14 protein-coding genes are annotated in these 21,696 nt (G+C 72.3%); 6 read left to right on the top strand and 8 right to left on the bottom strand.

What is annotated here, in order from left to right; genetic code table 11:
- Positions 1-222: 222 nt before the first annotated feature.
- Entirely contained in the window at positions 223-999 is a 777-nt protein-coding gene (locus tag OG352_RS26720) for a hypothetical protein (RefSeq protein WP_329220350.1), read from the top strand.
- A gap of 233 nt (positions 1,000-1,232) precedes the next feature.
- On the opposite strand, the gene OG352_RS26715 is transcribed toward OG352_RS26720, so the two are convergent.
- The gene (locus OG352_RS26715) at positions 1,233-2,987 is read right to left on the bottom strand and encodes a cell division protein PerM (protein WP_329220348.1); all 1,755 of its coding nucleotides are present in this window, start codon (positions 2,985-2,987) and stop codon (positions 1,233-1,235) included.
- A gap of 195 nt (positions 2,988-3,182) precedes the next feature.
- On the opposite strand from OG352_RS26715, the gene OG352_RS26710 reads away from it, so the two are divergent.
- Positions 3,183-4,034, top strand: coding sequence for an RNA polymerase sigma factor (locus OG352_RS26710; protein WP_329223975.1), 852 nt, complete (start codon positions 3,183-3,185; stop codon positions 4,032-4,034).
- A 155-nt stretch (positions 4,035-4,189) separates the two neighbouring features.
- Here the strand turns inward: OG352_RS26710 and sucD are convergent, their stop codons facing one another.
- From sucD to OG352_RS26685, 5 genes are all read right to left on the bottom strand, one after another.
- On the bottom strand, positions 4,190-5,077 hold the full coding sequence (gene sucD / locus OG352_RS26705) for a succinate--CoA ligase subunit alpha (protein WP_329220346.1): 888 nt from the start codon (positions 5,075-5,077) through the stop codon (positions 4,190-4,192).
- Between the two features lie 21 nt (positions 5,078-5,098).
- Positions 5,099-6,277, bottom strand: coding sequence for an ADP-forming succinate--CoA ligase subunit beta (gene sucC / locus OG352_RS26700; RefSeq protein ID WP_329220345.1), 1,179 nt, complete (start codon positions 6,275-6,277; stop codon positions 5,099-5,101).
- Between the two features lie 258 nt (positions 6,278-6,535).
- Positions 6,536-7,768 (bottom strand): VWA domain-containing protein, encoded by a 1,233-nt coding sequence (locus OG352_RS26695; protein WP_329220343.1) that lies wholly within the window; start codon positions 7,766-7,768, stop codon positions 6,536-6,538.
- Entirely contained in the window at positions 7,765-10,155 is a 2,391-nt protein-coding gene (locus tag OG352_RS26690) for a DUF5682 family protein (RefSeq protein ID WP_329223974.1), read from the bottom strand. The genes OG352_RS26695 and OG352_RS26690 overlap by 4 nt, the downstream gene beginning before the upstream one ends.
- A gap of 106 nt (positions 10,156-10,261) precedes the next feature.
- The gene (locus OG352_RS26685) at positions 10,262-11,392 is read right to left on the bottom strand and encodes an ATP-binding protein (RefSeq protein ID WP_329220342.1); all 1,131 of its coding nucleotides are present in this window, start codon (positions 11,390-11,392) and stop codon (positions 10,262-10,264) included.
- Positions 11,393-11,557: 165 nt separating this feature from the next.
- Here OG352_RS26685 and OG352_RS26680 point away from each other — a divergent pair, with 165 nt between their 5' ends.
- On the top strand, positions 11,558-12,982 hold the full coding sequence (locus tag OG352_RS26680; RefSeq protein WP_329220340.1) for an SWIM zinc finger family protein: 1,425 nt from the start codon (positions 11,558-11,560) through the stop codon (positions 12,980-12,982).
- Between the two features lie 94 nt (positions 12,983-13,076).
- A complete protein-coding gene (locus tag OG352_RS26675) occupies positions 13,077-14,684 on the top strand; it encodes a DUF5691 domain-containing protein (RefSeq protein WP_329220338.1) in 1,608 nt (535 codons plus the stop codon).
- A gap of 139 nt (positions 14,685-14,823) precedes the next feature.
- Here the strand turns inward: OG352_RS26675 and OG352_RS26670 are convergent, their stop codons facing one another.
- On the bottom strand, positions 14,824-15,243 hold the full coding sequence (locus tag OG352_RS26670; RefSeq protein WP_329223973.1) for a cobalamin B12-binding domain-containing protein: 420 nt from the start codon (positions 15,241-15,243) through the stop codon (positions 14,824-14,826).
- 496 nt (positions 15,244-15,739) lie between these two features.
- On the opposite strand from OG352_RS26670, the gene OG352_RS26665 reads away from it, so the two are divergent.
- A complete protein-coding gene (locus OG352_RS26665) occupies positions 15,740-16,756 on the top strand; it encodes a lipase family alpha/beta hydrolase (protein WP_443072342.1) in 1,017 nt (338 codons plus the stop codon).
- A 252-nt stretch (positions 16,757-17,008) separates the two neighbouring features.
- The gene (locus OG352_RS26660; RefSeq protein WP_329220336.1) at positions 17,009-18,568 is read left to right on the top strand and encodes a M23 family metallopeptidase; all 1,560 of its coding nucleotides are present in this window, start codon (positions 17,009-17,011) and stop codon (positions 18,566-18,568) included.
- A 130-nt stretch (positions 18,569-18,698) separates the two neighbouring features.
- On the opposite strand, the gene pcrA is transcribed toward OG352_RS26660, so the two are convergent.
- Entirely contained in the window at positions 18,699-21,272 is a 2,574-nt protein-coding gene (gene pcrA, locus OG352_RS26655; protein WP_329220335.1) for a DNA helicase PcrA, read from the bottom strand.
- Positions 21,273-21,696 lie beyond the last annotated feature (424 nt).

Raw genomic sequence — 21,696 nt, 5'->3', positions numbered from 1 at the left:
ATCGAGCCCCCGGATACGGGGAAGCCTACGAAGCAGCCGACCGCCAGCAACGATACCGGCACACCGGGCGGCCCCCACGGGACGGGGGCGTGGCCGGAAGGTAGCGTCTGGGGCGAGTGGGCTCGGGAACGCGGTAGTGGTGTGGTGCGTTGCCGAAGTGACAGCTCACGCCAGACAGCCAGATCACCTAAGCCAGATCACCTAGGGGAAGACGCTCACTTGATGCCGGACCGCAGCCTGCGACTCCTCACGCTCCCCCCGCAGTCACCGCAGGGAGGGGAGCGCGGCGCCGTGCTGCTGCGGGAGCGCCCACAGTCCCCGCCGGACGCGCCGGACGCGCCGGAGAACGAAAACGGGTCGGACAACTCCAAAAAATCCAACAAGCCCGACAACCCCTTCGCGCCGCCGCCGGAAGGCACGCCGGACAGCCCGTGGCAGCCCCGGCCCCCGGCGGGTGGTGCCCCCGAGGGCGGGCGTCCGCCGTGGGGCGGCCAGTGGAGCGACCAGCAGCCCGGCCGCGCCCCCGGCAGCTTCGGCGACCGCCCCGGCGGCGGCGGCAACAACCCCGAGGGCGGCGGCACGGAACCCGGCAAGCGCTGGGACCCCACGGACCCCGGCCAGCGCCGCGCGCGCTACGCGCTGCTCTGCGGCATGTGGGCCTTCTTCTTCGCCCTCTTCGGCTGGCCGTACGTGGCCCTGCTGCTCGGCGCGCTGGCCCTGAACTGGGGAATCAGCGCCCTACGCGCCAAGCCCCGCACCCCCGACCCCGACACCCCGGCCACCCCCGAGACCACCGGCCGCCCCCAGCGAACAGCCGCCATCAGCGGCCTGGTCACCGCCTCCCTGGCCCTGGCCCTGGTCGCCGCCACCTTCACCGCCCAACTGGCCTACAGCGACTACTACACCTGCACAAACGACGCCCTCACCAACAAGTCGAAGCAGGCCTGCAGCGACCTGCTGCCCAAGGAACTGAAGGGGATCTTGGGGGCCAACGCCTGAGGACCCGTGAGGGAGGGGTGCCGCGTGAGGGGGGTGCCCCGTGAGGCGTGAGGGGGCGGCCCCTGAGGGGCGGATTCCTCGACGCCGGTCCGCGTCATCCAGCCCGTTGGGGGTCCCCCCTCTGGGGGAGCCTGAGGACGAGGCCCCTTAAGGGCCGACAGCGGGGGTCTGAGGGCGCAGCCCCCAGGGATGGGGACGGGCAGGGGCGGCGGGGGCGAAGAACGCGGCACCGGTCACGGCCCCTCCTCCCCCGCCTCCCGCAACGCCGCCCAACGAGCCTCCCGAGCCGCATCGTCATGCCACACCGGGTCCACCACGACAGGTACGTCACGTGCGACAGGTACGTCACGTGCGTCTGGCACGACAGGTACGTCAGGCGCGTTAGGCACGACAGGTTCAACCGGCGCGAAGTCGTACAGCTCCGACTCCACAGCCTCCACCGGCTCCACGGTCTCCACCCCCGCCACACCACCCCCCACTCCCCGCCGCCCCCAGCTCTTCCGCCCCTTCCGCCCCTTCTGCCCCTTCCACTTCCACCCCGTCCACACCCGCCACCCTCTCCAAGCCCCCCACACCCACTCCCGACGCCGCCGCCACCCCCGCACCCCCACGGCCACCGGCACCCCCACTCCCACGACCCACAACACCACCGCACCCCCCACCTGCCACCACACCGGCCCGAACCGAGCCAACGCGGCAACCCCCAGCGGCCCCCCGGCCAACCCCGCAAGCCCACCCAACAGCACCCCGCACCCCACTCCCGCCAGCACCACAACCCCCACAGTCCTCCCCCGCGACCAACCACCCCCGGCCGAACCCCCTGCCCCCGCCCCCGCCCCGGCCCCGGCTCCCGCCCCCGCCGCGCGAGCCACAAAAACCCCCACCGCCACTCCAGCCACCACCGGCACCAACCCCGCCGCCCAGTTCCACCACGTCCCGCCCCCCGCCTCCGGCACCGCCGCCAGCAACGGAAACGGCGGCAACAAGGGCGCCGGATCCGAGGACAGCGGCGCCACCACATGCCCGGCGCCGAGGACGTACCCCGGCCCGAGCGCATACGCCGCCCCCCACACCGCCGCGTTCGGCACCAGCGCCACGCACAGCAACAGCACCGCGAACCGTCCCGACCACCCCTCCGTGAGCTGCAGAAACGCCTCCCGAGCAGCACCGGCGTGCCACACCGACGACACCGCCACCAGCAACCCCCCGCCCCCCACGAGCACCGCCGCCCCGGCCCCCGCGGCCCGCCCGGCGACACCGAGCCGCTCCCGCTCGTCCGCCCCGAGGAACAACCGCCGCACCTCGCGCGGCAACACGAGCAGCACGCTCTCCACAGGCCCGCGCGGACGACCGTAAGCCGACCAGACCCCCGCCCCGGCGGCCAGCACGGCGACCACCGGCACACACACCGCCGTCCACACCCACGAGGGCCGCAACCCACCACCGGCACCGGCATAAAAAGCGGCACCGGCCCCGACGGCGAGATACCCGACCACGACACCCACCCACGCCGTACGCGCACTCACGAACACAGCACCCTCACCGCCACCGCCACCGCCACGGCCACGGCCACGGCCACGGCCACGGCCACCGTCATCACCACCTACGTCACTCCCACCGCCTCCCCCCTCCACCGCGTCCCGCGCAGCGCGCCGCACCAGCCACACCGGCAGCGCGAGCAGCAGCAGGGGTGTGACGCCGACCGGCGCCGGAACCCCGGACAGCGTGTCGACGCGCACCACTTCCGCACCGTGCGCCAGCAGCCACAGCGCGGCGGCGACATGCAGCGCACCCCCCGGCCCGCTGTCCGGATACGGCGAACTGATCCACAGCACCATCACGAGCACGGCGAACGAACCGAGCCCCAGCCCGGCCGCGAGGACACCACCCAGGAGGCTGGCGGCCAGTCCGGGAGTACGGTCGCGCATCCGGGTGAGCAGGGGCGACAACGGCAGTCGGCGAGCGGTCATCTGGATCACGACCGTCATGCTCCCAACGACACGCGCTTTCCCGTCGTAACAGGCGAACTACCGTTGTGTCGCTCAATATGCGTTTATGTACTTTTTCGGGCGAAGGGGCACCCTGTGACGCAGAGCCCTGCCGCTCGGGACGCGAACCTGCCGGCATCGCTGACCAAGGCGGACAAGGTGACGAACACCCAGGAGGCAGCGCCTCGACCCCAGGTGACGGCGTGCCCGACAAGGAAGTCCACCCCGCCTGCCCCACCCGCCCCCTCCACCCTGACCCCGGCTCAGGCCTTCGACGCCCTCTACGCCTTCTGCGCCCCCGCCCTCGTCCGCCAGACCTACCTGCTCTGCGGCCGCCGCGAACTCGCGCGCGAGTCGGTCGAGCAGGCCTTCCAACTGGCCTGGCAGCGCTGGCCCGAGGTGGCCGTGGACCGCGACCCGGCAAGCTGGGTACGGGCGACGGCGTACGAGTACGCGCTCTCCCCCTGGCACCGGTTCCGCCCCCGTTTCCGCCACCCGGAACCGCCCCCGGCCGACGCGTCCGACCGCGCGCTGCTGGACGTCCTCCTCACCCTCCCGGCCCCGTACCGCCGCACGCTCCTCCTCTACGACGGCGTCGGCCTCGACCTGCCGGAGACGGCGGCGGAGACGGAGGCGAGCACGCCCGCCGCCGCGAACCGGCTCCTGCACGCGCGCGAGGCGATCGCCGCGCGGCTGCCCGACCTGGCGAGCCCCGCCGAACTGCACCGCCGGCTCGCGGAGGTGGCCTCCGCCGAACGGCTGCGCGCGGCCAAGCCGCCCACCGTGCGGATGGGCGGCGAACGCCGGGCCCGCTTCTGGACCAGGGCGGCGATCGCGTTCACCGTCGCGATCATCGGCGCGACCGCGCTGACCGCACGCACGGCCCCCACCCGGTACGAGCCCCCGGTACCCCCCGGCGAGACGGTGCAGGGCATCCCCCCACGGACAGCCCCGGGCCCCCTCTCGGCCAAAGAGCTGAAGCTGCGAGCAAAGCTGCGCTCGCAAACGGCGAAAGGCCCGGAAAGACTGCTGCCGCAGCCGAGGTGATACCGATACCGCCCCACCTCGCCACGCCTCGCCACGGGAAAACGGTGGTGGGCCCGCCCCACCAAGGGGACGGGCCCACCACCGTTCAGCCGACAAACGCACAAACCGCCTGCCGAGCTGCCGAGCTGCCGAGCTGCCGAGCTAAGAAAAACCGCTCAGCTCGCGGAGAGGATCTCGCGGGCCAGCTTCGCCGTCTCGGTCGGCGTCTTGCCGACCTTGACGCCGGCGGCCTCGAGGGCCTCCTGCTTCGCGGCGGCCGTACCGGACGAACCGGACACGATCGCGCCCGCGTGGCCCATCGTCTTGCCCTCGGGGGCGGTGAAGCCCGCGACGTAGCCGACGACCGGCTTCTTCACGTTGTCCTTGATGAAGGCCGCGGCCCGCTCCTCGGCGTCGCCGCCGATCTCACCGATCATCACGATCAGGTCGGTGTCGGGGTCGGCCTCGAACGCGGCGAGCGCGTCGATGTGCGTCGTACCGATGACCGGGTCGCCACCGATGCCGACGGCGGACGAGAAGCCGATGTCGCGCAGCTCGTACATCATCTGGTAGGTCAGCGTGCCGGACTTCGAGACCAGGCCGATGCGGCCCGGCTTCGTGATGTCGCCCGGGATGATGCCGGCGTTGGACTGGCCCGGGGTGATGAGACCGGGGCAGTTCGGGCCGATGATCCGGGTCTTGTCGCCCTTGGACACGGCGTACGCGTAGAACGCGGCCGAGTCGTGGACGGCGATGCCCTCGGTGATGACGACCGCGAGCGGAATCTCCGCGTCGATCGCCTCGACGACGGCGGCCTTGGCGAACGCCGGCGGCACGAAGAGGACGGACACGTTGGCGCCCGTCTTCTCGATCGCCTCGGCGACCGTGCCGAAGACCGGGATCTCGGTGCCGTCGATGTCGACGGACGTGCCCGCCTTGCGCGGGTTCACGCCGCCGACGATGTTGGTGCCGTCCGCGAGCATGAGCTTGGTGTGCTTCATGCCCGTGGCACCGGTCATGCCCTGGACGATGACCTTGCTGTCCTTGGTGAGGAAGATAGCCATGGCTGTTCTGTCCCTCGTCCCTTACTTCGCAGCCGCGAGCTCGGCGGCCTTGTCGGCCGCGCCGTCCATGGTGTCCACGCGCTGGACCAGCGGGTGGTTGGCGTCGGAGAGGATCTTGCGACCCAGCTCGGCGTTGTTGCCGTCGAGACGGACGACGAGCGGCTTGGTGACCGCCTCGCCCTTGTCCGCGAGCAGCTGCAGCGCCTGCACGATGCCGTTGGCGACCTCGTCGCACGCGGTGATGCCGCCGAAGACGTTGACGAAGACGGACTTGACGTCCGGGTCGCCGAGGATGATCTCCAGGCCGTTCGCCATCACGGCCGCGGACGCGCCGCCGCCGATGTCGAGGAAGTTGGCCGGCTTCACGCCACCGTGGTTCTCACCGGCGTACGCGACGACGTCCAGGGTGCTCATGACGAGACCCGCGCCGTTGCCGATGATGCCGACCTCGCCGTCGAGCTTGACGTAGTTGAGGTTCTTGGCCTTGGCCGCCGCCTCGAGCGGGTTGGCCGAGTCCTTGTCCTCGAGCGCCTCGTGCTCCGGCTGGCGGAACTCGGCGTTCTCGTCCAGCGACACCTTGCCGTCAAGGGCGATGACCTTGCCGGAGGCGACCTTGGCGAGCGGGTTGACCTCGACGAGGAGGGCGTCCTCCTTGACGAAGGTGTCCCACAGCGTCACCAGGATCTCGGCGACCTGCTCGGCGACGTCGGCCGGGAACTTCGCCTGCGCGACGATCTCGCGGGCCTTCTCGATCGAGACGCCCTCGTTGGCGTCGACCGGGACCTTCGCGAGGGCCTCGGGGTTCTCCTCCGCGACGACCTCGATCTCCACGCCGCCCTGGACGGACGCCATGGCGAGGAAGGTGCGGTTGGTGCGGTCGAGGAGGTACGAGACGTAGTACTCCTCGACGATCTCGGGCGCGGTCTCGGCGATCATCACCTTGTGGACCGTGTGGCCCTTGATGTCCATGCCGAGGATGTCCGTCGCGCGGGCGACGGCCTCGTCCGGGGTGGCGGCGAGCTTCACGCCACCGGCCTTGCCACGGCCGCCGACCTTCACCTGGGCCTTGATTACGGACTTGCCACCGAGACGCTCGGTGGCTGCGCGGGCCGCCTCAGGCGTGTCGATGACTTCACCGGCCAGCACCGGTACATCGTGCTTGGCGAAGAGGTCCCTCGCCTGGTACTCGAACAGGTCCACGCGCTTCCGTCCCTATCAGTGATCTCGCGGTTCGTTGGATGCGTGGGCGTGCCGCGAAGGGCAACGTGACGTCCGCTAGTCACAGGGGAGGCGCACACGGTGTCCGAGCGCGCGGCATGTCCGCCTCGCAGGTTAGCGCTGGTTGCGGGGGGCCTCTAAATCGCGAGTCCCACCTGGGCGGTGATACCTGTCACATGATGCCGCCCTCACTGGCACCGAGTGCCGCCGGTGAGGGCCGGGGACGGGGCTGGAGCCTTCTCAGGGGCGCGGGCCGGACCGTCCTCGGGCAGGGTCCGGCACGGGCAGCGGGCGCTTCTCCATCGCCGCCGCCATGACCTCCGGGAACAGCTCGGGTGTGCAGGCGAACGCCGGCACGCCCAGCGCGGCGAGCGCCGCCGCGTGCTCCCGGTCGTAGGCCGGCGCCCCTTCGTCGGACAGTGCGAGCAGCGCGACGAACTGCACGCCCGACGCCTTCATCGCCGCGACCCGCTTGAGCATCTCGTCCCGTATCCCGCCCTCGTACAGGTCGCTGATCAGCACCACCACCGTTTCCGCCGGCCGGGTGATCCGCGTCTGGCAGTACGCGAGCGCCCGGTTGATGTCCGTGCCGCCGCCGAGCCGGGTGCCGAACACGACGTCCACCGGGTCGTCGAGCAGGCCGGTGAGGTCGGCGACCGCCGTGTCGAAGACGACGAGCCGGGTGCTGATCGACCGCATCGACGCCAGCACCGCCCCGAACACCGACGCGTACACCACCGACGGCGCCATCGACCCCGACTGGTCGACGCAGAGGATCACCTCCTTCCGCACGGACCGCGACGCCCTCCCGTACCCGACGAGCCGCTCGGGCACGACCGTCCCGTACTCGGGCAGGTAGTGCTTGAGGTTGGCGGCGATCGTGCGGTTCCAGTCGACGGCGTGGTGGCGCGGCCGGCTGACCCGCGCGCCCCGGTCGAGGGCGCCGGTGAGGGCGGCCCGGGTGCGGGTGGCGAGCCGCGCCTCCAGGTCGTCGACGACCTTGCGGACGACCGCCCGTGCCGTCTCCTTCGTCGTCTCCGGCATCGCCTGGTTGAGGGAGAGCAGCGTGCCGACGAGGTGCACGTCCGCCTCCACCGCTTCCAGCATCTCCGGCTCCAGCAGCAGCGCGGACAGCCCGAGCCGGTCGATGGCGTCGCGCTGCATGACCTGCACGACGGAGGACGGGAAGTACCTACGGATGTCCCCGAGCCAGCGGGCCACGGACGGCGCCGACGCCCCGAGCCCCGCCGCCCGGTCCCGCCCCGTCCGCGCCCGGTCGCCCGCCCCGTAGAGCGCGGTGAGCGCCCCGTCCATCGCGGCGTCCCGCCCGGTCAGCCCGTGGCCGGTGCCGTCCGCCGTGTCGCCCCCGAGGACCAGCCGCCAGCGCCGCAGCCGCTCCTGCCCGGAGTCCGTGCCCGTACCCGTACCCGTACCCGTACCCGTGTCCGTCGCCGCCGCGCCGGTCGTCGTCATGCACCCACCCCCGCAAGCTCGTCGTCACCGGCATCACCGGCATCCGGTCCCATCCCCTGTCCCAGCAGCAGCCGCACCACCGGCAGGACGGCGTCCGCGCGCCCCACGTCGAGCCCGGCCGCGAACCCGGGCGTCCCGGAGCCCGCCCCCGGCCTGCCTTTTCGCTCCCCCGGACCGCGCCGGACCAGCTCCCCGAGCGTTCTGCGCACCCCCGGCTCGTACGCCGAGAACGTCCGCCGCAGCAGCGGAAGCACGTCCGTGAACGCCGTCGCCGGCACCGCCGTGAGCCACCCGTCGACCAGCCCGAGCAGCCGTTCGTCGTGCACGAGCAGCAGCCCGCCGCCGGAGCCGCCGCCGACGAAGCCCTCGATCCAGGCGGCGGCGTCCGACGGCGGCGTCCCCGGCGACAGCGCGAGCCCCATGAGCCGCGCCGCCTCGTCCGGATCCAGCTCCCCGTCGTCCAGAAGCAACCGCACGGCACGCCCCCGGACGACACCGGCCACACTGTCCCGCCCGCCCAGCACCCGCAGCACACCCCGCCAGCGGACGGCCAGACCACCGGACTCACCGGATTCAGTGGATTCACCGGGCTCAGCGAGCATCCCCAACGCCCCGTGCACGGCGTCCACATGGCGCCGCATCTCGTCCGCCGCGTCCGCGTCGAGCGAGGCGCAGGCCGGCGGGAGGCCGACGAAGACCCGTTCGGCGAGGCCCGCGGCCACCTCCGCCAGTGCGCGGGTGTCGGTGCCGCGTACGTCGCCGTAGCGGAGGGAGCGGACGAGCGCGGGCAGGGCCTGGGCGAGGTGGCCGACGTCCGTGTCGAGGGCCGCCCGGTCGGCCAGGACCCGCATCACCGTCGGCAGCGCGTCCGGCAGCCCGGCCAGGAGGCAGCGCTCGGCGAGCGCGGTCACCTCGGCGAGGCCGCGCGCGCCGACGGCGTCCGCCTCCGCCTTGGCGGTGGCCGCGGCGAGCACGGTCGTCCCCCATACCCCGGCCTCGGCGACCCGCACGGACAGCTCGGGCTCCCAGCGCAGCCGCCACGTCTCCCGGAACGTCCCCGTGCTGCCGTGCGAGACGGCCGGCTCGCCCCACGCGACGTGCAGCAGCCGCAGCCGGTGCAGCAGTCTGCCGCGCTCGGCGTCGTTCTCCTTGCGCAGATCGAGCGCGAGCTCCCGCTCCGCCGCCTCCGGCTTGAGCCGCAGCCGGCGCTGGAGGCGGTCGAGGTCGCGCTGCAACGGCACCGCGGGCGCGCCGGCCGGCACCTCGCCCAGCACGTCCCCGACCACCAGGCGGTCGCGCACCAGCGCCAGCGGGACGTCCGAGCCCTCGCACAGCACCGCGCGCACGGCGTCGGTCGTCTCGCCGAGACCGGGCAGCGGCCTGCCGCGCAGCGCGGCGAGCGTCTCGGCCAGCCGGACCGCCTCGATGACGTGCGCGGGGGACACGATCCGGTCCTCCGCGCGCAGCAGGAACGCCACCTTCGTCAGCCAGCGCTCGACCGGCCGGTCCGGCGCGCCGAACAGATGCGCGTACCAGCCCGGCGAGTCGATGCCCGCGCCGTACCCGCCGGCCCGGGCCAGCCTTCGGTGCGTCCACGGCACCCAGGTCAGGTCGGCCTTCACCTTGGGCAGCCCCCTGAGCAGCGCCCGGTCGGCGGCGACGGACGCCTTCCGGCGCAGCGCGGGCACGTGCCACGCCCCGCACACCACGGCCACCCCGTCCGCCCCGAACTCCCGCTGCGCCGCCCTCACCTGGACCCGCATGTACGCCTCCCGCACAAGATCCCGGCCACTCCCGTCCGCCCCGACGCCGTCCCCGTACGCCTCCCGCAACGCCCCCATGGCCTCCTCGAGCACAACAAACGGAGCGAACGGATCCTCGTCGGCCCCACCACCCCGATGCTCGACAACGTCCTCCCACCACCGCTCCGCATCGTCGTACCCGGCCACCTCTGCCAACACCCCTACGGGATCCCCCCGCACCACACCACCGCCGGGCACACCCCCGACACCGGGCGCCTCGCCACCCCCTTCCCCCTCCCCTTCCCCCTCCCACGCCAGCGTGTGCGTGGCCGGGAGGTCGATGAAGCGGGCCGGGACCCCGTGTTCCAGGGCCCAGCGGAGGGCGACCCACTCCGGGGAGAACTCGGCGAACGGCCAGAAGGCCGACCGGCCGGGCTCGTCGACGGCGTGGGCGAGCAGCGCGACCGGCGGTCGCATGTCCTCGTCGGCCGCCAGCGGGATCAGGGCGTCGGCCTCGGGCGGCCCCTCGATCAGCACGGTCCGGGGCCGGGCGGCCTCCAGCGCCGCACGCACCGCCCGCGCCGACCCCGGCCCGTGATGACGCACCCCGAGCAGCAACGGCCACCCCGCCTCCGCGCCCGTCATCCCGTCCCGCCGCACCTGCGGGGCCACTTCGTGTCGTCGTACACAGCCACCCTCCCCGTTCCGCAGGCCGAGGCCCAGACCGAGACCGAGACCCGGCTCTCCCTGTTCACACGCTCACCTCCCGGCACGCGCGGTAGAAGTCCGTCCAGTCGGCGCGTTCCCGCACGACCGCCTCCAGGTACTCCTGCCAGACGACCCGGTCGGCGGCCGGGTCGCGGACGACCGCGCCGAGGATGCCCGCGGCGACGTCCCCCGACCGCAGCACGCCGTCCCCGAAGTGGGCGGCCAGCGCGAGACCCCCGGTGACGACCGAGATGGCCTCGGCGGTGGACAGCGTGCCGCTCGGCGACTTCACCTTCGTACGGCCGTCGGCGGTGACGCCGTCGCGCAGCTCGCGGAAGACGGTCACCACGCGGCGGATCTCGTCGATGCCGTCGGGTGCGGCCGGCAGGTCGAGGGAGCGGCCGATCTGGTCGACGCGCCGCGCGACGATGCTGACCTCGGCCTCGACGCTCTCCGGCAGCGGCAGCACCACCGTGTTGAAACGCCGACGCAGGGCGCTGGACAGCTCGTTGATCCCACGGTCGCGGTCGTTGGCCGTGGCGATGAGGTTGAAGCCGCGGACCGCCTGCACCTCCTGCCCCAACTCCGGTATCGGCAGCGTCTTCTCCGACAGGATCGTGATGAGCGAGTCCTGCACGTCGGCCGGAATGCGCGTCAGCTCCTCCACCCGTACCGTCGCCCCCTCCGCCATGGCCCGCATGACGGGACTGGGCACCAGCGCCTCCCGGCTCGGCCCCTGCGCGAGCAACTGCGCGTAGTTCCAGCCGTAGCGGATCGCCTCCTCCGGCGTGCCCGCGGTGCCCTGCACCAGCAGCGTCGAGTCGCCGCTGACCGCCGCCGCCAGGTGCTCGGAGACCCAGGTCTTGGCCGTGCCCGGGACGCCGAGCAGGAGCAGCGCGCGATCGGTCGCGAGGGTGCTGACGGCGACCTCGACGATGCGGCGCGGGCCCACGTACTTCGGCGAGATCACCGTGCCGTCCGGCAGTACGCCGCCGAGGAGGTACGTCGCGACGGCCCACGGCGACAGGTTCCAACGGGCCGGGCGCGGCCGGTCGTCCTGTGCGGCCAGCGCGGCGAGTTCGTCGGCGAAGGCGTCCTCGGCGTGCGGACGCAAGGCCTCCGTCGACTCGTTCCCACTCGGTTCCACGGACGTCGGATCTACGGACACAGACATGGCTGAGGCCCCCTCCAGCTCGGCCGGTTCTGCCGGTTCGGATCTGGTGTCCACCCTGCACCACGCCACTGACAACGCGATCTGACCTGCGAAAACGTCCTCGCAACCACGCTCGCCGTGCGCTCGGCGGACCGATTGTCAGTGGTGGCAACTACCTTCGATGTCATGACTGAGCAGGGGGTGCGCTGGACCGCGGCCCAGGTGCTGGCACTGGCGCCTGACTCCGCGTCACGCGAAGCGGGAAGGCAACTCGGCGCGGCCGGCCCGTGGTCCGGCACGGGCCGTTCGGAGTCGGAGGAGGAAGGGGTGATGTGGGGACTGTGCGCGGGCAGCGGCAGCACGCCGTACCGCACGGTCGTGGACGTCACGAACACGTCGTCCGCGTCCGCTGTCTCCGCCTCGGCCTCCGGCCCGGCGTACATGTGCAGTTGCCCGAGCCGCAAGTTCCCGTGCAAGCACGTGCTCGGGCTGTTGCTGCTCTGGTCGGCCGAGGGGGAGGCATCGGTGCCGGCGGGGCGGGCGCCGGACTGGGCGGAGCAGTGGATCGCCGGTCGCGGGCGTACGCAGGGGATACGGGAGGCAGGACCGGCAGGTTCGGGGGGTTCAGGGGGTTCCGCGTCCGGCGGCCCCGCCGATCCGGAGGGCGCGCGCCGCCGTGCGGAGCGGCGCGCCGAGCGGATCACCGCCGGGGCGACGGAGCTGGAGGAGCGGCTCGCCGACCTCCTGCGCTCCGGACTGGCCACGGCCGAGCAGGCGGGATACGGGCTGTGGGAGGAGACGGCGGCCCGCATGGTCGACGCCCAGGCACCCGGACTCTCCGCGCGCGTACGGGAGTTGGGGTCGATCCCGGCGTCCGGCCCCGGCTGGCCGGTGCGGCTGCTGGAGGAGTGCGCGCTGCTCCACCTCCTCGACCAGGGCTGGCTGCACCGCGAGCGACTGCCGGACGCCCTGGCCGCCACGGTCCGCACCCGCGTGGGCCTGCCCTCCACACCGGAGGGTCCACCGCTCCGGGACGACTGGCTGGTCCTCGCCCAGTACGACACGCCCGACCCGAAACTGACGACCCGCCGCATCTGGCTCCACGGCACCACCACAGGCCGCACCGCACTCCTCCTCTCCTACGGCGCCGCGGGCCGCGCCCCCGAACTCACCCTGCCCGTCGGCCTCGCCCTGGACGCCGAACTGTCCGCACACCCGGGCACCGGACAGCCCGGACAGCAACGGGCGTCGCTCGGCAAGCAGTTCGCCCCGCCCGCGCCCACCGGCGCCCGACCCCCGGGCATCACGACGACCGAGGCGACCGCCCGCTACGGCGAGACCCTGCGCCACGACCCCTGGCAGGAGTCGGTCCCGACAACCCTGGCCGACGTCATCCCCACCCCCGACGGCGACTCCTGGCAACTGGCGGACGCCGACGGCGACACGGCCCTGCCCCTCACCCCCGCAACGCTCTCCCGCCCCGCCCTGTGGCGCCTGGTCGCTCTCTCGGGCGGCGCCCCCGTCAGGGTCTTCGGCGAGTGCGGCCACCGCGGCTTCACCCCGCTGACGGCCTGGCCGACGGGCCCCGGAGAGGCGGTACGCCTGTGCTGAACGCACCCCCGCAACGACGGCAACAGAGACGGCAACGACAACGACCGCAACGAAGACAGCAACGAAGACAGCAACGGCGAAAGAAGGGAGTCTCATGAACGCCACCCCGCCCCTCCCTCCACCGCCCACCTGGGAGGACCTGCTCACCGCGGCCCTCCTCGGCACGGACCGCCGTACGCCCCCGGGAACGCCCCCCGGCCGGACCGCCCCGGCCGCCCTGCTGGACGCGGCGGCCGCGGAGACCGTACGCCGACGCGCCGGCCTGCGCCCGGGCCGGGCCGCACCCCTCCCGGAGCCGGCCGCCGAGGACCCCCGCCCGGCACTGCCCACCGCCTCGGCCCGCCGACTCGCCCTGCTGCTGGCCGACCGCCCCGGCACCGGCACCGGCGGCCGCAGAGGCACGGCGCCGGATCTGATGGAACTGCTGCCCCAGTGGCTGACGGCGGTGAACGCGCGCGGGTTCGCGGCGCCCGCCGAGTCCCTCCCCGCACTGCTCGACGCGGCACGCGGGCGTACGGACCTGCGGCCCGCCGCGCTGGAGTTCGCCGGCCCGCGCGCCCTGTGGCTGGCCCGCCTGAACCCGGACTGGCGGTTCGCCCTGCGCGCGGCCCCCGGCGGCCGCACCGCGCTGCCGGGCCCGGAGGACACCCGACGCACCGAAAAACTCTGGCAGGAAGGCCTGTTCGCCGAGCGGGTCGGCCTCCTCGCGTCGTTCCGCTCCCGCGCCCCCGACGCCGCCCGTGAACTGCTGGCGGCCACCTGGGCGACGGAACGCGCCGAGGACCGGCTGATGTTCCTCGACTCGCTGCGCACCGGCCTCGGCGCGCGCGACGAACCGTTCCTGGAGCAGGCTCTGTCGGACCGCAGCCGTAACGTGCGGGCGACGGCGGCCGAGTTGCTGTCGGCGCTGCCCGGCTCGGCACTGGCCGCTCGGATGGCGGTCCGGGCCGGCGCGTGCGTGGCCGTCGACCACACCCGGAACACCCCGACGCTCCTGGTCGAGGCACCCCACGAGTGCGACGCGGCCATGGAACGCGACGGCGTGTCGGCCAAGGCACCGCCCGGCCGGGGCGAACGGTCCTGGTGGCTCGGCCAGTTGGTGGAGGCGTCCCCGCTCGCCACCTGGCCGGCGCGACTGGGCGGCCGTACACCGGAACAGATCGTGGCGCTGCCCGTGGCCGACGACTGGCTGGACGAACTGCACGCGGCCTGGTGCCGAGCCGCCGTGCGACAACGGGACGCCGACTGGTCACGGGCGCTGCTCGGCATACCGTCGGCACCCAGCGCGGGCGGCCCGGGCGCGGTCTCCCTCGCCGAACGGGCAAAGCTGCTGAGCACGCTGCCGAGGGACGAACGGGCCGCGTGGGTCGCCGGTTTCATCGCGGCGCACGGCCTGTCGGAGGCGTTCCAACTCCTCGGCGTCTGTGCGGTGCCATGGGCGGCGCCCCTCGGCCGGGCGGTGGTCGACGCACTCAACATCGCACGGGACGCGGGCAGTTACCCCTGGAGCTTCAGCGGCGTCATGGGCCTGGCCGAACGCTGCCTGGACCCCTCCGAGGCAGCCCGCCTGGACGGCCTCCTGTCCATCCCCGACGAACCGGAGGACGCGTCACCCGGCGCCGGCGGCTACTGGGCGGAGGCATTCCAACGCCTGGGCACGACACTGCGATTGAGGGCGCTCATGGCACAGGAACTGGGGTGACACGAAGACTTGGGGGATGCCATAAAAGACTCCGGCCGGCATCTACCAGCCCGTCTGGGGGTCCCCCTCTGGGGGAGTTTGAGGACGAGGCCCCTCCAGGGCCGAACGGGGTCCTGGGGGCAGCGCCCCCAGGAGGCGGTCACCCCAGATCCACCGGCTCCCGGACATTGGCCCTCACCCACTCCACGATCGACCCCGTCGTCGCCCCCGGAGTGAAAATCTCCGCGACCCCGATCTCCTTCAACGGCGCGATGTCCGCCTCCGGAATGATCCCCCCGCCGAACACCAGGATGTCCGCCGCATCCCGCTCCTTCAGCAGCTCGATCACCGCGGCGAAGAGCGTGTTGTGGGCCCCGGACAGAATGGACAGCCCGATCGCGTCGGCGTCCTCCTGGATCGCGGTGGCCACGATCTGCTCGGGCGTCTGATGGAGCCCGGTGTAGATGACCTCCATACCGGCGTCGCGCAGCGCGCGAGCGATCACCTTGGCCCCACGATCGTGGCCGTCGAGTCCCGGCTTGGCCACCACCACGCGGATCGGACCGGCTGCCACACCCATCACTGCCTCCATGCTTCATGCCTCCATGAAGCGACTACGTCCACCCTCGCCCATCCTCAACGGCACGGACACCCCGTGCCACACCGCCCGGGAAAGTGAACGAACGTTGTCTCCAGCATCCCGCAACCGGCAGTTTCGCGATGCGGGCCAAGGGGGAAATCACACGGAGGGACACTTCACAACGCACTGTTCCCCCGCGCCACGGGGGAACAGTCACACCGGGAGCCGCTCGAGGTCGCCGTACCGCCGCGCCACTGGCCGCGTGGCGTGGCGGTACGGCGCATCGGCAGGCACGATGGGCACGTAGGGCAGGCAAGGCACGACAGCACTGTGAAGCACTGTGAGCAGTACCCATCCCGCACCAACCACACAGTCACAGCCGACAGCCGCACCCGCCCCACACCCCTCTCGTGCCCGCCCGACCTCCTCCACCGCGACTTCCACTAGGGCACACGGGGGACAGAGAAGTCCTCAGCGTGCCGACAGGAGGTCGGCCATGAAGGTCACCTGGGCACTGCAGCCCTTTCTCCCGCTGTACCGGCGCCTGCTGCCGGACATGCCGACCCTGCCGAACTTCCCGACCCTTCCAGGCGTCCCAAGCATCCCGAACATCTCCAGCCTCCCCGGTCTCCCGAACCTGCCCGGCCTCCCCAGCAGGCTGGCCGGTATCTCCCTGACCCTCCTCAAGGCGACCGCGCTGGACCTCGCGATCCTCGCGGGCCATCTGCTCCTCTACCCGTCCGGCATCGCCCAGGAGCGCCGCGCCGCGGCCCGCCCCGCGCTGCCCGGTGGGTCCGGCGGGTCCGGTGGGTCCGGCGCCGAGGGCCCCGCCCAGTTGCCGACCCAGGCCCCGCCCCCGGTCGTCCTGCTGCACGGGTTCATCGACAACCGTTCCGTGTTCGTCCTGCTGCGCCGCAGCCTCGCCCAGCACGGCAGGCACCGGGTGGAGTCGCTCAACTACTCGCCGCTGACCTGCGACATCCGCACGGCGGCCGAGCTGCTCGGCCGGCACATAGAGGAGATCTGCGAGCGCACCGGCAGTCGGCAGGTCGACGTGGTCGGGCACAGTCTGGGCGGCCTGATCGCACGCTATTACGTGCAGCGACTGGGCGGCGACGTCCGGGTCCGGACGCTGGTCACGCTGGGCACCCCGCACTCCGGCACCCGGGTGGCGCCGCTGGCGAACGCGCACCCGATCGTGCGCCAGATGCGCCCCGGCTCGGAGGTGATCGAGGAGCTGTCCAGGCCCGCGCCCGGCTGCCGTACGCACTTCGTCAGCTTCTGGAGCGACCTCGACCACCTGATGGATCCGCTGGAGACCGCCTGCGTCGACCACCCCGACCTGCTGGCGCAGAACGTCCGGGTGACCGGCATCGGCCACCTCGCCCTGCCCGTGCACCCGGCCGTCGCGACCGGCATCCGCCAGGCCCTCGACACGGCGCACACGGGAGCGCTCGCCGACACCCACGCCGGCCCGCACGACGCGCAGACCGACGGCCTCACAGTGGCCTGACCGCACCCTCACAGCCATCCGACAAGCCCGCGACAGCGCTCCAGCAGCACTCCGACGACACTCCGGCAGCACTGCCAGCATCGAACGTTATTCGAACGTAGGGCCAAACCCGCGCCCGCCGTTCCCCGAAAGACGGCCGAATGCCCCTTTCCTTCGAGAGCGAAACCTGCAGAAGATTGTCGTGCCCGCGTACTGCCGGGTACAGTCGCCGCACTGCTCTGGCAGCCCCTGTTGTCGGCGAAAGAGAAGTTGGTGAACGACCGTCACCCGTCGGGGAACATGACCACCCCGGCCCCGGCTTCCGACGCCGCTTCGGCGCACTACGCGTCGTACGGCACCCAGGAAGCCCAGTACGACGGCTTCACCACGTATCACGGCCAGGAGACCGGCGCCTTCGACGCCGGAGCCCACTCCACCGGCCACTTCACAGGGGCCGACCCCCTCTTCGGTGACCTCCCCGGCGACGGCACGAACGCCGCGACCGGCGCGTACGACAGCACCCAGTGGAACTCCGGCGGCCACGAGACCCTGGACACGGGCAGCCACCAGACCCCGCACTACGACGCGTACGCGGCCCAGCACCACGCCGCCTACGACTCGGGCGTGTACGACGCGACCGCGTGGTCCACCGACCAGCACCAGCAGCATCTTCAGCACCAGACCCTGACCAGCGTCCCGCCGCAGGCGACGGCACCCGATGCCGGCGGCTGGGCGTCCCCCCTCCGGGGGAGCGACGCGAGCGCCTGGCTGCAGCCCGACCAGTCCGCGAGCCCCGCCGACCAGACCCAGCAGTGGGAATGGGGCACGCAGGCCTTCGACACCGGCGCGTACGACGCCACGCAGTGGAACTCCGACGGCGGCGAGACCGCCCAGGCCACCCACGTCGGCGATGCCGGCCACGCCGCCGACGAGTACGAGCAGCAGGCCGAGGTCCCGTTCGACCAGCAGGCCACCGCCACCTTCCAGCACCTCGGGTCCGACGAACTCGCCCCGGCCGAGAGCGAGTTGCTCGACGACCAGGAGGAGGCCGCCCCCGCCCCGCTCGGGCGTGCGGCCACCCGCAACGCGAACCGCTCCCGACGCAGGGTGCCCGCGAAGCGCTCCGCACTGATGACCGTGGCCGTGCCCTCGGCCTGCGTGATGGGCGTCGCCGGGATCGCCGCGGCCTCGGTCGGCACGCTGACCGGCGGCGACGAGAAGGACACGACGGCGGCGTCCGCCCCGGACGCGCAGCCGGTGAAACCGTCCGCCGCCAACAACAAGCTGGACGCCCAGCTCGAGACCCTCAGCGCCGGGGCCGACGACTTCGCCGACCGGGCCAGCCGTACGCAGGAACGCATCGACCTCAAGGCACAGCAGGAAGCCGAGAAGAAGAAGGCAGCGGCGGAGGCGGCCCGCAAGGAGCGGCTGCGCCCCAAGTACGCCCTTCCGGTCGCACAGCACGGCCTCAGCGCCTACTTCGGCCAGGCCGGCATCAACTGGATGTCCCAGCACACCGGCATCGACTTCCCCGTCTCGTACGGCACGACGGTGATGGCGGCGACCGACGGCACCGTACGGACGCAGTGGAACAGCGCCTACGGCAACATGATGATCATCACGGCGATGGACGGCACGGAGACCTGGTACTGCCACCTCTCCAGCTACCGCGTCCCCTCCGGTACGACCGTCAAGGCCGGCGACGCGGTCGCGTACTCCGGCAACTCCGGCAACTCCACCGGCCCGCACCTGCACTTCGAGGTCCGGCCCGCGGGCGGCTCCGCGATCGACCCACTGCCGTGGCTCCGCAGCCACGGACTCAACCCGACGTAAACCGGTCGCCACATACACCCGTCGCCACATACACCAGTCGCCGCGTAAACCGGTCGACTCGCTTGCGGGCCCCCGCCGTTGCTCAGGTTGGTTCTAGTGGTCGGGGGCCTCACTCACTTCACGCGCGCGTCTACAGCTTCTCCACCGGCGCGTACCGCAGCAGCAGCCGCTTCGGCTTGACGTCGCCGAAGTCGACCGTGGCCTCCGCGTTCGAGCCCGTGCCCTGCACGCCGACGACCGTGCCGAGTCCGAACTGGTCGTGTGTGACGCGGTCGCCGACGGACAGCGCGACCACCGGCTTCTCCGCCGCACCCCGGCGCGTGGCGAAACCGGACGCGCCCGCGGCCGAGGAACGCGATCGGGACGAGGGCATCGAGGCCAGCGACGACGCCACCCCGGACACCGGACCGGAGGACACGGGCGCGGTCGCCCCCGTCCGCTTCCAGTCCACGTGCGTCGCCGGGATCTCCTCCAGGAACCGGGAGGGCGGGTTGTACGACGGCTGCCCCCACGCGCTGCGCAGCGCCGACCGCGTGAGATACAGCCGTTCACGCGCGCGCGTGATGCCCACGTACGCGAGCCGGCGCTCCTCCTCCAGCTCCTTGGCCTGGCCGAGGGCGCGCATGTGCGGGAAGACGCCGTCCTCCATGCCGGTGAGGAAGACGACCGGGAACTCGAGGCCCTTGGCGGTGTGCAGGGTCATCAGGGTGATGACGCCCGAACCGTCGTCCTCCTCGTCGGGGATCTGGTCGGAGTCGGCGACCAGGGCGACCCGCTCCAGGAACCCGGAGAGCCCGGCCGGCACCGCGACCGCGATCTCTCCCTCGCCGGTCTCGCCGGCCTCACCGGCCGCAGCGGCCTCCTGCTCGAACTCCAGGGCCACGGCGGCGAGTTCCTGGAGGTTCTCGATACGGGTCTCGTCCTGCGGGTCGGTGGAGGCCTGCAACTCGGCGAGGTAGCCGGTGCGTTCGAGCACCGCCTCCAGGACCGTCGCGGGCCCCGCGCCCGACTCGACGATCGTACGGAGCTCCTCCATCAGCGCGTTGAACCGCTTCACGGCGTTCGTCGACCGCGAGGCCATGCCGTACGCCTCGTCGACGCGCTTCAGCGCCTGCGTGAAGCTGATCTTCTCGCGCTGGGAGAGGGCGTCGATCATCGCCTCGGCGCGCTCGCCGATGCCCCGCTTGGGCACGTTGAGGATCCGGCGCAGCGGCACCGAGTCCTCCGGGTTGGCCAGCACACGCAGGTAGGCCAGGACGTCCCGGACCTCCTTGCGCTCGTAGAAGCGGACGCCTCCGACGACCTTGTAGGGCAGGCCGACCCGGATGAAGATCTCTTCGAAGACCCGGGACTGGGCGTTGGTGCGGTAGAACACGGCGACGTCGCCCGCCTTCGCGTCGCCCGCGTCCGTCAGACGGTCTATCTCGTCGGCGACGAACTGCGCCTCGTCGTGCTCGGTGTCGGCGACGTAGCCGGTGATGCGCGCGCCCGCGCCCGCGTTGGTCCACAGGTTCTTGGGGCGGCGGGACTCGTTGCGCTCGATGACCGCGTTGGCGGCGGACAGGATCGTCTGCGTGGAGCGGTAGTTCTGCTCCAGCAGGATCGTCGTCGCGTCCGGGTAGTCCTCCTCGAACTGGAGGATGTTGCGGATCGTCGCGCCCCGGAAGGCGTAGATCGACTGGTCGGCGTCACCGACGACGCAGAGCTCGGCGGGCGGCACGTCGAACTCGTTCGGGGGTACGTCTACGGGGTGCTCGGAGGTGCCGACCAGCTCCCTGACCAGGGCGTACTGGGCGTGGTTGGTGTCCTGGTACTCGTCGACGAGGACATGACGGAAGCGGCGGCGGTAGTGCTCGGCGACGTCGGGGAAGGCGCGCAGCAGGTTGACCGTCGTCATGATCAGGTCGTCGAAGTCGAGGGCGTTCGCCTCGCGCAGCCGGGACTGGTACATGGCGTAGGCCTGGGCGAGGGTCTTCTCGAAGCCGTCGGCTGCCTGGGCGGCGAAGTCCTCCTCGTCGATCAGCTCGTTCTTCAGGTTGCTGATCTTGGCGCTGAAGGCCTTCGGCGGGAAGCGCTTGGGGTCGAGGTCCAGGTCGCGGCAGACCAGGGCCATGAGGCGCTTGGAGTCGGCGGCGTCGTAGATCGAGAACGACGACGTGAAGCCGAGCCTCTTGCTCTCCCGGCGCAGGATGCGCACGCACGAGCTGTGGAACGTCATCACCCACATCGCGTTGGCGCGCGGGCCGACGAGGTGCTCGACGCGCTCCTTCATCTCGCCCGCGGCCTTGTTGGTGAAGGTGATCGCGAGGATCTGGCCCGGGTGGACGTTCCGCTCGGCGAGGAGGTGGGCGATGCGGTGGGTGAGCACGCGCGTCTTGCCGGAGCCGGCGCCGGCCACGATGAGCAGGGGCGTGCCGGCGTGGGCGACGGCCGCGCGCTGGTTGTCGTTCAGCCCCTCCAGCAGTGCCGCCGCGTCCAGCACCGGGCGCGGGGCGCCGTCGCGGTAGTAGCCTCCCCCGCTCTCGGCTCCGCTCGAGCGGGGGGACCCCCATCGGTCCGGAGGCACGTCGAACTTCCCGCCGAACAGATCGTCGGGAACCGACTCCGGTCCGTGATCGTCCTCGGGCGGCGGCGGGGGTTCCTCCTCGCGGGCACGGGGGCCCTGGAGGTCCGCCAGGAAGCTGTCGTCAAAGAGGCTGCTCATCGCTCTCCGAGTCTAGAGGGCACCACTGACATTGATACTCGTAGCGGGTTCCGGTGGTCGTGGCTCTGCCACTGACAACCGGCCGCCGTCCCGGAAACATCCCCCACACTCACCCTCCGGAAGCCCCCCGTCACGATCCGCGATCGACAGGGCTGCGGTACGAGACCGTGACCCCAGGTCACGAAAACGTATCGGGCATATCACCCATCAAACTTCACACGACCCACACGAGTTGGCTACCGTTCCGACAGGCCGTAGGACCCCCGCCGGCGAACGACGCCGGGCCGCGCGGCCTCCGCCGAGTCCGGCGCGCCCGCTCGCGCCGGCCGGAGCCGGGGACCCACCGAACCTCAAGGTGAATCGGCCCAACTCCCGTACAGGGGACGGCCGTAGGGCAAGCCTTCCGACCTTCCGATCCACCCGC

Origin of the sequence: Streptomyces sp. NBC_01485 (genome assembly GCF_036227125.1) — a bacterium.
GTDB lineage: Bacteria > Actinomycetota > Actinomycetes > Streptomycetales > Streptomycetaceae > Streptomyces.
Note: the sequence above shows the minus strand (reverse complement) of the source record. Positions and strands in the feature narration are given on the sequence as shown.